The organism is Bacteroides acidifaciens (assembly GCF_903181435.1).
Lineage (GTDB): Bacteria > Bacteroidota > Bacteroidia > Bacteroidales > Bacteroidaceae > Bacteroides.
In genome coordinates, this window is sequence record NZ_CAEUHO010000001.1 from 1,082,639 (window position 1) to 1,094,549 (window position 11,911).

An 11,911-nucleotide genomic window follows, 5' to 3' on the forward strand; every position below is an offset into this window, starting at 1 on the left:
TTATAATCAAGAGACTGCTTTTAGGACGAAGCGGTCTTTCTTTTATTTTACAACTTCTGCTATTTTAGCTTGAAGTTCTTCTCCGTGCAGACCGCGGGCAATAATCGTACCGTCACCGTCGATCAATACTGTGTGAGGAATACTGTTTATAGCGTAAAGTTGTGCACCTTTGCTTTGCCAGAATTTCAGGTCGGACATTTGCGGCCAGGTCATGTTCATTTTCTTGATAGATTCTTTCCAGGCAGCACCATCCTGATCGAGGGATACACCTACGATTTCGAAGTTTTTGCCTTTGTATTTGGCGTAAGCTTCTACCAGGTTAGGCATTTCGCGACGGCAAGGACCGCACCAGCTTGCCCAGAAGTCAACCAATACCACTTTGCCTTTACCTACATAATCAGACAGTTTCACAGTTTTCCCGTCCGGGGTTTCCATTTCGAAGTCAATGAACTTGGTACCTACGGCAGTCTTTTTCTGTGTTTCGGTCAGTTCCTTGATTCTTACGATAGCTTCATCGTTTTGCAAGTTAGCCGGAACCTGTTGCAGTAATGCTTCGTTTTCGGCAGTAGAGTTATTGTAGAAAGTCTGTTTGAACAAGAATACGCCAACAGGGTTGGTGATGTTTTTCTGTACAGCTTCCTTGATTGCGTTTTCGTACTGTTCCTGTAAGTCGGCTCCTTCTTTTTGTTTGGCTTCTTTCTGTTCATCGCTCAATGTGGAGTCCCCCATTGATTCGTAGATAGCATTCATTTTCTTGCTGATGTCATTGATTTTAGCTCTGAGTTCCTGGTAAGCGTCGTTGTTGGCAGTACCAGTAACAGAATCATCATCTTTGCCTAAAGTAACATTGATTTTTCCGTTTTCGAGGAAGAAATCAACCGTCAACAGTGTTCCGTTAACTTCACAAGTGACATAGCGGTTGACAACAGAATCTTGTGTACCTTTAAAGGTAAAAGTTCCTTTAGAGATGACAGCTGTATCGAGTTTAGTCAGATTTCGACCTGTAGCTTCCTGAAGATAAACGGTGTCACCATCGACTGCGCCCTCTACTGTACCTGTAACAACGTAGCCGGCTTTGTTGCCGGTACAAGCTACCATACCCAAAGCAGCAGTTGCGATAACTAAATAAGTTAATTTTTTCATGCTTTTGTAAGATTAGTGAATAAATATTTATGCAAAGATAGATTATTTTTCTCTCGGGCATCGAAAAACACTGTTATATTAGATTAACACGTAGGTGAAAACCGCAGAAATGTGTACCTTTGCAGCCCAAACTTTAGAATGAATATGCAAGAAGATAAATCCATCATTGAGGTGAGCCATGTCTCGAAGTATTTCGGCGAGAAAACAGCATTGGATGATGTGACTCTGAACGTGAAAAAGGGCGAGTTTGTCACGATACTCGGACCTTCCGGTTGCGGGAAAACCACGTTGTTGCGTCTCATTGCCGGTTTTCAGACGGCTTCGGAAGGTGAAATCAGAATTTCGGGGAAGGAAATCACACAAACTCCACCCCACAAGCGTCCGGTAAATACGGTATTCCAGAAATATGCTCTGTTTCCGCATTTGAATGTTTACGACAATATCGCTTTCGGTCTGAAACTGAAAAAGACACCGAAGCAGACCATTGGGAAGAAAGTGAAAGCTGCTCTGAAAATGGTGGGCATGACGGATTATGAATATCGTGATGTCGATTCTCTCTCCGGTGGCCAGCAACAGCGCGTAGCCATCGCCCGTGCCATTGTCAACGAACCGGAAGTGTTGCTGCTCGATGAACCGCTGGCTGCGCTCGACCTGAAAATGCGCAAGGATATGCAGATGGAACTCAAGGAAATGCATAAATCTCTAGGAATCACATTTGTCTACGTCACTCACGACCAGGAAGAGGCGCTTACATTGAGCGACACGATTGTCGTAATGAGTGAAGGGAAGATTCAGCAGATCGGTACGCCGATTGATATATATAATGAACCTATCAATTCTTTTGTTGCGGACTTTATCGGAGAAAGTAACATCTTGAATGGTACGATGATTCATGACAAATTGGTACGTTTCTGCGGTACGGAGTTCGAATGTGTGGACGAAGGATTCGGTGAGAATGTTCCGGTAGATGTGGTGATTCGTCCGGAAGACTTGTATATTTTCCCGGTTTCGGATATGGCACAGTTGACAGGAGTGGTGCAGACTTCCATATTCAAAGGCGTGCATTATGAAATGACCGTGCTTTGCGGTGGTTATGAATTCCTTGTGCAGGATTACCATCATTTTGAGGTAGGGGCGGAAGTCGGTTTGCTAGTGAAGCCTTTCGATATTCATATTATGAAGAAAGAGCGTATCTGCAATACTTTTGAAGGAAAGTTGCTGGATGCCACTCATGTGGAATTCCTCGGTTGCAGCTTTGAGTGTGCTCCGGTAGAAGGTATGGAGCCTGATATGAATGTCAAAGTGGAAGTGGATTTCGACAAGGTGATTCTTCAGGATAATGAGGAAGACGGAACACTGACGGGAGAGGTGAAGTTTATCCTTTACAAGGGTGACCATTACCATCTGACGGTGTTCTCCGACTGGGACGAGAATGTGTTTGTAGATACGAACGACGTATGGGACGACGGCGACCGCGTAGGTATTACCATCCCCCCGGATGCCATTCGTGTAATTAAAATAACCGATTAACAGGAAAGGAAGTGAATAAGAGGTTTTTAGTCTTTTTGTCGTCACGTAAGAGTTGGACTCTCCCTTACATTATTTTTTCGGCGATCTTTGTGGTCATACCGTTGTTCTTGATTGTCGTGTATGCGTTTACCGACGATAACGGTCATTTGACACTCGCCAATTTTCAGAAGTTCTTCGAACATCCCGAAGCAATCAATATCTTTGTCTATTCGATAGGTATTGCTATTATCACCACCCTTGTTTGTCTTTTGCTGGGTTATCCGGCTGCTTGGATATTGAGCAACAGTAAGCTGAACCGTTCTAAAACAATGGTTGTCCTGTTTATTCTGCCGATGTGGGTGAATATCCTGGTGCGTACTCTGGCTACGGTTGCCTTGTTCGACTTTTTTGGTGTACCGTTGGGCGAGGGAGCATTGATATTCGGTATGGTATACAACTTTATCCCCTTTATGATTTATCCTATTTACAACACGTTGCAGAAAATGGATCATAGTTATATTGAAGCTGCACAAGATTTGGGAGCCAATCCGCTACAAGTCTTTTTGAAAGCAGTCCTTCCGCTTTCCATGCCGGGAGTAATGAGTGGGATTATGATGGTGTTCATGCCGACTATATCAACATTTGCCATTGCCGAGTTGCTGACGATGAATAATATCAAACTCTTTGGTACGACGATTCAGGAAAATATCAATAACAGCATGTGGAATTATGGAGCGGCACTTTCGCTTATTATGTTGCTGCTGATTGCTGCTACTTCCTTGTTTAGCATGGACGATAAAGACAATTCAAACGAAGGAGGGGGGCTATGGTAAAGAAAATATTCGCTCAGGCTTACTTATGGATATTGCTGTTGTTGCTTTATTCTCCTATTGTGATTATCGTTATCTATTCTTTTACGGAAGCGAAAGTGTTGGGCAACTGGACTGGTTTCTCCACAAAACTTTATACTTCGCTTTTCACTACGGGCGCGCATCATTCTTTGATGAATGCATTGATTAACACGATTACTATTGCCCTGCTGGCTGCAACGGTATCTACCTTATTGGGTAGCGTAGCTGCTATCGGCATCTTTAATCTGAAATCCCGTTCGCGTAAAGCGATTGGTTTTGTGAATAGCATTCCTATTCTGAACGGAGATATCATCACGGGTATTTCTCTTTTCCTTTTGTTTGTTTCTTTAGGAATCACACAAGGATACACAACCGTAGTGCTTGCTCATATTACTTTTTGTACGCCATACGTTGTTTTGAGTGTTTTGCCTCGTTTGAAGCAGATGAACCCGAATATTTATGAGGCCGCTCTTGACTTGGGAGCGACTCCCATGCAAGCCTTGTGGAAAGTCATTGTGCCGGAGATTCGCCCGGGAATGATTAGTGGTTTTATGCTTGCATTGACATTATCTATTGATGATTTTGCCGTAACAGTATTTACTATCGGCAATCAGGGTTTGGAGACACTTTCCACTTATATTTATGCCGATGCCCGCAAAGGTGGTTTGACACCAGAGCTTCGTCCGCTTTCCGCCATTATTTTTGTTGTGGTGCTGGCGTTGCTTATTGTAATCAATTACCGGGCAGGGAAAGCGAAGAAGAAATAATTATTCAATATGCCAATGCGCTGATATGCTGATTGCATGGCGGCACGTTTTCAGTATTGGCATATTTGCACATTGTAAAATTGTTAATTATGAAAAGAATAATTCCTGCTATCCTGTTGTTGCTGAGTTTGATGGGATGTTATAATTCCGGCGAGCCTCGCGAACGGGTTCTCAAAATCTATAACTGGGCGGATTATATCGGGGATAGTGTGCTCGAGGATTTTCAAGCATATTATAAAGAACAGACAGGCGAAAATATCCGCATCGTTTATCAGACATTCGACATTAATGAAATAATGTTGACCAAGATAGAGAAGGGACATGAGGATTTCGACGTGGTCTGCCCTTCGGAATACATTATTGAGCGTATGTTGAAGAAGCATCTGCTTCTGCCTATTGATACGAACTTTGCCCATTCTCCCAACTATATGAACAATGTGGCTCCGTTCATACGGGAGCAGATTAATAAATTGAGTCAGCCGGGTGAAGAAGCCAGCCGTTATGCGGTATGCTATATGTGGGGAACTGCGGGACTTCTTTATAACCGGGCTTATGTTCCTGATTTGGTCGCTGCATCCTGGGATTGTCTTTGGAATAAGAAGTATGCCGGCAAAATCCTTATGAAAGATAGTTACCGCGACGCTTACGGTACGGCTATCATTTATGCGCACGCCAAGGAATTGGAAGCGGGGAGTGTGACAGTGGAAGAACTAATGAACGACTATTCTCCACAGGCTATGGAGCTTGCGGAAAAATATCTGAAAGCCCTGAAACCGAATATAGCAGGCTGGGAAGCCGATTTCGGCAAGGAGATGATGACGAAGAACAAGGCTTGGTTGAATATGACCTGGAGCGGTGACGCGATATGGGCGATTGAAGAAGCCGATGCGGTAGGTGTGGACTTGGATTACGAAGTTCCGAAGGAAGGAAGTAATATATGGTATGACGGTTGGGTGATTCCGAAATATGCAAGGAATCCGGAAGCAGCCAGCTATTTTATCAACTTCATGTGTCGTCCGGATATTGCTCTGAGAAATATGGATTTCTGCGGATATGTAAGTTCGATTGCTACTCCGGAGATTCTGGAAGAGAAGATAGATACGACACTTACCTATTTTTCCGATCTTAGTTATTTCTTCGGTCCGGACGCCGATAGCATACAGATTGACAAGATACAATATCCCGACCGCAAAGTAGTGGAACGATGCGCTATGATTCGTGACTTCGGTGATAAGACAAAAGAAGTTCTTGATATCTGGTCGCGTATTAAGGGGGATAATTTAGGAGTGGGTATCACTATTCTTATCTTTGTCGTTGTTGCTTTGATGAGCGGCTGGATGATATATAAAAGATGCCAACGTTACAGCCGCCGGAAACAACAAAGGCGCAGAAGCAGAAGAAAAAAGGTAAAGAGGAATTAATTCATGTGCTATATCATAAATCATTTGATACATCATAAAAAATAAAGCCCGGTAAGAACAGTTACCGAGCTTTATTTTTTATGGTGTCATTACCTCCGTTTCATACCACGAAGTATATCTTTAGTTTCCTTGTCTATTCGGAGAGATTCGATAGTTTTCTGCAATGACTTATTATAAGTCCAGTTATCCAGCTTGCTCTGTTTAAGGTACTCCATTGTCTTTTCGGGGAATTTGATGAAACAGATGGACATCATCCAAGCCATAGCCATACGTGTATAATAAGCATCGTGGTTGAAAGTGTCTGCATATGCCAGCAATGCGTCGATATGTTCTTCGTCTACATAATGGAAAAGCATCACAATCCCGAAGCGGATTTCGAACTCTTTGGGAGATATGAGGTAAGGCTGGATAAACTGCCATACAGTTGCTTTTCCTTTCTTCACGGCAGTCTTCAGTTCGCCGCAAAAGATATCACATACAGCCCAGTTGTCGATACGTGGAACGAACATGCTTATGTGTTTCATTTGTTCATCCAGTTCCATTTTAGCTAATCCGATAACCATTCCCTGAAGCATTGTTTCTTCATAAAACTTAGTATCGGTTGCTTCCACAAACATACGCCAGTTATCTCTCTTTGCGATTTCTTTAGCCAATATCCGTAGTTGCGGAATACGTACACCAAGAATATTCCCGATTCCGGGAACTAGGGCAGAATGAAATTCCTGATACTTGGAATCTACCAAATCCTGCAATTCTTTTCGAATGTTTTCTGTTGTAGTCATTTTGTATAGTTGGTTTCTTCACAAAGGTATAAAAAAAGAGCATGTCTTGCGCGCAGGCATGCTCCATTTTCTTTTTTTTCCAGCGAAAGGTTTGTATGTTACTTCTTGACCATGCTGAAAGTGAATGTCGTAACGGGGAAATTGGGGAAATTTACATCTCCGACTTTTACTCCAGTTGCTTTGATAACGAATGCCAGTTTTTTGCCGTCATAAGCATAAACGCCATTCTTTTTAGCTTCAATAGTTACTATTATAAGATTTTCAGCCGGTTCTTGTCCTTCTTCTTGTACTTGAATCGGTTCGGTGTATTTAATTTCCAGTGGTTCAGGTTTTAGTTGAAGTAAGATGTTAGATTTACTTTCATCAAAGGTCGGTGTATAAGGAATGTTGTAGTTAATATCGCCCAAATTTTCGATGATAGCTCCTGCATTTTCTTCACCGACGATGCTTTTAATCAGGTCGTCAACCGGAAGTTTCTTAATCATAATCTGATTGTCTTTTACTTCGGCAGTAACTTCGGCTCCTGCCGGTTCTTCTCCCTCTTCTGCATTTGCTTGGGGACTGACGGGGGTGGATTCCGTCAGCATTGTGCCGGAATAATTGCCATCAACATCTTTAAGGGAATATACAGGAATGTCCGAATCGTCGTCACTGCTACATGCAGTAAAAGAAGTGACCATGCTCAGTGTCATTGCCAATAAGACAAAGCGATTAAAACAACAAACTTTTTTCATTTTAGTTAAAGTTTTCATACTGTTTAAATAATTAGATTATTAATTTCAAAATTAAGGTGTACGTACATAGTATAAATGCTACGATTAATACAATACTGCATGAAGAAGTAAAAAAAGAAAGGCTTCTTTATGCAAGTGTTATAGTGAAGATCCCTGTCGGTGGGATCTTCGGATATATAGCTTCGTATTTGTTTTATTGTTTTTTTCATGGTAGACTCACTTGGCGTTATTCCAAAATACTCTTTGTATTTATAGCTTTCAAAAGCGTGCAACAAATTTCTTCATGCCTCTACCGACTGATGAACGGTGCTGTGCGGACAAAGGCACTGACCGAGGCGAAGCGGACGGTCGAATTAGAGCGTGACAGTGTTATGGCACATTAAAACATCGCCACACACTCAAAGAGGTTGGCGATGTCGCGGAAGGTCGGTATGATTGGAAAATTGAGAGAGGGCGAGGTGGCATAAGTCGATAAATACCAACTGGGTTAATATTTTTAAGACATATAGTTCATGATAAGCAACTTGTTCCTCTCAAAATCCTTGCGTGAACTAATATTCAATGAACCAAGTGTGCGTACTCCTTTTTCACTTAGATAAAAGGATGGATATTCGATTGATACTCGGAACATCTTACCCTTATATTCCAACATTATCTTATACTCCTTTCTTACACTATCAAAGTTGATGTCCTTCATAGCGCATCCTTCTGGCAACAGCTTCTTTGTCTTGCCTATAATGAGATATTGCTTAATCCAATTCTCATATAGGAAGATTCCGCTTGAAATAATGAATACTATGAAAAAAAAGATTAAACCAACAGAAATTGTGTGCCAAGAGATACTTTCCTCGTTATGCGAACAAATTAACAGGTAGATTGAGCATAGTATTAGGCAGATGGTCAAAGTCCATGGGATAGAGAACAGCATGCAGTCAGATAGTGCGTACTTGAAAGACGAATAGTAACCCGTTTTCTCTCCACTCCAAAATCGTTTATCGGTCAGTTTCATGGTCTTATATATAAATGATTATTCAAAACGACTTCTTCAACTTGATTTTTTGGTAAGGTTGTGCGAATGTGCATATAAAAATCATATCCGAAATCAATATAGAAATTATGGAACTGATTGGAAAATACGTCATAACAGTATTCTCGCAGGCATAAGCGTAGATATCGGCACAATCTGATAGTGGGATTCTCAATCCCTCTCGTATCTTCCGGACCGCATTTAGTAATTTGAAATGGAATAGTCAAATTCACTATCACCAACCATCTGCCTCCTTTCCGCGAAAGCATGACCAACCGATTATAATTTATCATCCAACAACTGCTTACCCCATTCAGCTATATCTCTTATGATAGGCAATATTGATTGCCCTACTGGTGTGAGTGAGTATTCTACGCGAGGAGGAACAACTGGATATACCTCTCGTTTTACTATACCATCATATTCCAATTCTCTTGCAGTTTGAGTAAACATCTTATTTGACACCCCCGACATCTTACGTTGCAAATCTGATGAACGTAAAGCTCCATTTTGCAACATATAAATCATTATGATTTTCCACTTGCCGCCTATTTTGTCAAGAGCAAGGTCAAGCGTACAAAAATATTCTCTTCCATGAAAAAATATTTTATCCGTATTGTTTTGTTTTTCCATAATTTACTCCTTTTAGTTACTATATAACTTATTGGTGCGTACTTGCAAAGATAAGAATAATGGACTTACTTTGCATGCAAATTCGACAATATATGAATTCAATAATCATCATCAACGGAAGCCCTCGCAAGGACGGGAACACGGCAAAAATGTGTCGTGCTTTTGCCGAGGGTGTTAAATCACAGTTGCAAGACGCAACTGTTGAAACCGTCAATCTTTATGACTTTGATTTCAAAGGTTGCCGCAGTTGCTTTGCGTGTAAACTCAAAGGGACAAAGAGTTACGGTCATTGTTCCGTCAAAGACTCAATAATGCCAGTTCTTGAAAAGGCGGCTCAGGCGGATATTCTGGTACTCGGCTCTCCAATTTTCCTGATGGATGTATCCGCACAGATGAAAGCCTTTCTCGAAAGACTTATCTTCCCGTTTGCCACTTATGAAGCCGGCTATAAAACGATTGCACCAAAACGATGTGATGTGGCAACCATATATACCATGAATGTTCCAAAAGAAATGTTCCCCGAGGCTGTCATTGCAAACATAGAATCTTTCATCGGACACGTTTTCAATCAACCTAACCGAATCTGTGCGTTCAACACATATCAGTTCTCCGACTATTCCAAGTATGTCGTTGAGGTATTTGACGAGGAAAGTAAGAGGAAATATCGGGATGATATGTTCTCTATTGAATTAGAATCAGCCTTTACTTTAGGCAAGAAAATGGCTGAGAACATCGGATAGACGTCTTTCCGCTTCGCATACTTGCTCCATAATTTTGCGGCACAACCACAAGATTATGGAGTATATTGTTTTGTCCCTTTTTAAGTACGTTTGGGTCTTGACCTCAGTCCAGCGGCTCTTTCTATGCGATAAAAAAACTATCAAGTGTTAATATTTGATTAAATCTTCCATTCCAAATTGTTTAAATGGAGTGTAAAATATTGCCAATATATTGATGGTGTTCCGATAAAATTATTTTGAATCTATGTATGCTTTACCAAAATCATCAGGTCGATTTAATGTATTCTATAGCATGAATTAATAAATTTCGGCTTTCTATTAGCTATTTTATACGATGTTTTAGTCTGTTTTCTCCTTCGGGAAGCCATGCGGGCGAACTTATATCGAACTGATGTTAATTATTTGAGAATTGAAAGAGTTAGTAGTTTCTGTTATTAACTTAGAGAAGGAACCGTCTCTTAAAAAAGGGAAAATAAAATAGTGACGCTATCCGCAGCGGATGGCGTCACTATATGAGTAGGATAGTGACGGTATCACGAGTGGATAGCGTCACTATTTTTAAGTCTGTTTTTTACCAGTTTCTTTTTAGTGTACGGTAACCGTAACCGCTAATCACAAGGAAGCAGATAAAAGGTAAAATGAATGAAACATTGACGGCAGGCAGGCATCCGATTTCTTTCATATCGATGATGCTTGCTTGCAGTGGAGGAAGAATTGAACCACCCAGAATAGCCATGATAAGGCCGGCTGCGCCGAATTTGGCGTCGTCTCCCATACCTTTCAGCGCAATGCCGTAAATGGTGGGGAACATTAGTGACATACAAGCGGAAACTGCAACTAAGCAGTAGAGTCCGAAGATATTTTGAAGGAAGATGGTGCCTAACGTGAAAATACCACCGCAAATGGCAAGGAGCATCAGTAGCTTTCCGGCATTGAGATAGCGCAGGATGAAGGTACAGATAAAGCGGCTGATACAGAAGATAACCATTGCTATAATGTTATATTGCTGCGAGAGGACTTCAGCGCTCTTCTCATCCATTCCGAATTCCGGTGACATAAATAGGCGGGTGCCGTATTGGATAATGAACGTCCAGCACATGATTTGTGCGCCTACATAGAAGAATTGGGCAATCACTCCTTCGCGATAACGTGTTTCTTTGAAAATACGTTTTAATGTCGGTAAGAAGTCTATTTTGTGATTCTGATCTCCATTCTTCGGCATTTTGACAAACCGGATTAGGAGCAACATGGCTACGATGACCAGTCCGATAATAAGATAAGGGGCAATCAGGACAGCGAGGTCGCTTTCCTTGATAGCTTGGAATTCGCTGTCGTTGAGTAGGGCGCGGTCTTCAGTACCCATCGGGTGTAGTTTGGCTTGAATAAACTGCATAGCTACATACATTCCGAGGAGTGACCCCATCGGATTGAAGGACTGTGCGAGGTTCAGGCGGCGGGTGGCAGTCTCTTCCGTTCCCATAGAAAGGATATACGGATTACAACTTGTTTCCAGAAAGGAAAGTCCGCAGGTAAGGATAAAGTAGGCTATCAGAAACGGATAATATTCTCCCGTCATCTTAGCGGGAAAGAATAAGAAAGCTCCGAATGCATACATTCCAAGTCCCAGCAGGACACCGGCTTTGTATGAGTATTTGCGGATGAACATGGCCGCAGGGAAAGCCATGGCAAAGTAGCCGCCATAAAAGGCTACCTGTACCAACGCTCCGTCAGTGGCGCTCATCCGGAAGATTTTGGAAAATGCTTTCACCATCGGATTGGTAATATCGTTTGCAAATCCCCATAACGCAAAACAAGAGGTAATGAGAATAAAGGGGATGAGGTAGCTGATGCCATCTTTTGAGATAATGGACTGCTTAGTGTGTTTCATGGTCGTTCTTGATATTTTTTTAAGTATTATATAAGTGGAACATTCTTTCCATCGGTTTCCATTTTTCCGCAGAACTCATTCCGGGAGCGGCTTGCTGGAATATAGCCATGTATTCCTCCCATTCCTGTTGGCGGGGAAGAGTGTTCAGACGTGCCATTGCCGTGTCCCAGTCGAAATCAACAGGAGTTTCGACAATCATAAACAGACGCGTGCCGAGAATATAGATTTCCATTTCGAGGATACCTACTTCCCGAATCCCGGCAAGGATTTCGGGCCATGCTTCCGTTTCACTGTGTCTTTTGCGATATTCGGCGATTAATTCCGGGGAGTCGCGCAAGTCGAGTGTTTGACAGTAGCGTTTGACGGGAATCTTGTAAGATTGGACTTGGTAACCAGTTTGGGGTGTTTCCATATAC

At 41.9% G+C, this 11,911-nt stretch carries 12 protein-coding genes; 5 read left to right on the top strand and 7 right to left on the bottom strand.

Going from position 1 to position 11,911, the window contains the following annotated elements; all coding sequences use genetic code 11:
- Nucleotides 1–42 precede the first annotated feature (42 nt).
- Nucleotides 43–1,143 carry a TlpA disulfide reductase family protein gene (locus CLIN57ABFB40_RS04370; RefSeq protein ID WP_175629041.1) on the bottom strand — a complete coding sequence of 367 codons (1,101 nt, stop codon included), beginning with the start codon at nucleotides 1,141–1,143 and terminating at the stop codon, nucleotides 43–45.
- A gap of 138 nt (nucleotides 1,144–1,281) precedes the next feature.
- Here CLIN57ABFB40_RS04370 and potA point away from each other — a divergent pair, with 138 nt between their 5' ends.
- The 4 genes from potA (at nucleotide 1,282) to CLIN57ABFB40_RS04390 (ending at nucleotide 5,691) form a co-directional block, all read left to right on the top strand.
- A complete protein-coding gene (gene potA, locus CLIN57ABFB40_RS04375) occupies nucleotides 1,282–2,673 on the top strand; it encodes a polyamine ABC transporter ATP-binding protein (protein ID WP_175629042.1) in 1,392 nt (463 codons plus the stop codon).
- 11 nt (nucleotides 2,674–2,684) lie between these two features.
- Nucleotides 2,685–3,485 (top strand): ABC transporter permease, encoded by an 801-nt coding sequence (locus CLIN57ABFB40_RS04380; protein ID WP_175629043.1) that lies wholly within the window; start codon nucleotides 2,685–2,687, stop codon nucleotides 3,483–3,485.
- Nucleotides 3,479–4,270, top strand: coding sequence for an ABC transporter permease (locus CLIN57ABFB40_RS04385; protein ID WP_175629044.1), 792 nt, complete (start codon nucleotides 3,479–3,481; stop codon nucleotides 4,268–4,270). The genes CLIN57ABFB40_RS04380 and CLIN57ABFB40_RS04385 overlap by 7 nt, the downstream gene beginning before the upstream one ends.
- An 89-nt stretch (nucleotides 4,271–4,359) precedes the next feature.
- Nucleotides 4,360–5,691, top strand: a complete 1,332-nt coding sequence (locus CLIN57ABFB40_RS04390; RefSeq protein ID WP_175629045.1) for an ABC transporter substrate-binding protein — start codon at nucleotides 4,360–4,362, stop codon at nucleotides 5,689–5,691.
- 89 nt (nucleotides 5,692–5,780) lie between these two features.
- Here CLIN57ABFB40_RS04390 and CLIN57ABFB40_RS04395 read toward each other — a convergent pair whose 3' ends face one another.
- The 4 genes from CLIN57ABFB40_RS04395 to CLIN57ABFB40_RS04410 form a co-directional block, all read right to left on the bottom strand.
- Complete coding sequence (locus CLIN57ABFB40_RS04395; RefSeq protein WP_175629046.1) at nucleotides 5,781–6,473, bottom strand: DNA alkylation repair protein; 693 nt, start codon at nucleotides 6,471–6,473, stop codon at nucleotides 5,781–5,783.
- A 98-nt stretch (nucleotides 6,474–6,571) separates the two neighbouring features.
- The gene (locus CLIN57ABFB40_RS04400; protein WP_175629047.1) at nucleotides 6,572–7,225 is read right to left on the bottom strand and encodes a DUF4840 domain-containing protein; all 654 of its coding nucleotides are present in this window, start codon (nucleotides 7,223–7,225) and stop codon (nucleotides 6,572–6,574) included.
- Between the two features lie 478 nt (nucleotides 7,226–7,703).
- The gene (locus CLIN57ABFB40_RS04405; RefSeq protein WP_175629048.1) at nucleotides 7,704–7,904 is read right to left on the bottom strand and encodes a hypothetical protein; all 201 of its coding nucleotides are present in this window, start codon (nucleotides 7,902–7,904) and stop codon (nucleotides 7,704–7,706) included.
- A 609-nt stretch (nucleotides 7,905–8,513) separates the two neighbouring features.
- Nucleotides 8,514–8,867: a winged helix-turn-helix transcriptional regulator gene (locus tag CLIN57ABFB40_RS04410; protein WP_175629049.1), complete on the bottom strand. Its 354-nt coding sequence runs from the start codon at nucleotides 8,865–8,867 to the stop codon at nucleotides 8,514–8,516.
- A gap of 92 nt (nucleotides 8,868–8,959) precedes the next feature.
- On the opposite strand from CLIN57ABFB40_RS04410, the gene CLIN57ABFB40_RS04415 reads away from it, so the two are divergent.
- On the top strand, nucleotides 8,960–9,607 hold the full coding sequence (locus CLIN57ABFB40_RS04415) for a flavodoxin family protein (RefSeq protein WP_175629050.1): 648 nt from the start codon (nucleotides 8,960–8,962) through the stop codon (nucleotides 9,605–9,607).
- Between the two features lie 571 nt (nucleotides 9,608–10,178).
- On the opposite strand, the gene fucP is transcribed toward CLIN57ABFB40_RS04415, so the two are convergent.
- Nucleotides 10,179–11,495, bottom strand: coding sequence for an L-fucose:H+ symporter permease (gene fucP, locus CLIN57ABFB40_RS04420; RefSeq protein WP_175629051.1), 1,317 nt, complete (start codon nucleotides 11,493–11,495; stop codon nucleotides 10,179–10,181).
- A gap of 19 nt (nucleotides 11,496–11,514) precedes the next feature.
- Nucleotides 11,515–11,907, bottom strand: a complete 393-nt coding sequence (locus CLIN57ABFB40_RS04425) for an L-rhamnose mutarotase (RefSeq protein ID WP_024988635.1) — start codon at nucleotides 11,905–11,907, stop codon at nucleotides 11,515–11,517.
- Nucleotides 11,908–11,911: the final 4 nt, after the last annotated feature.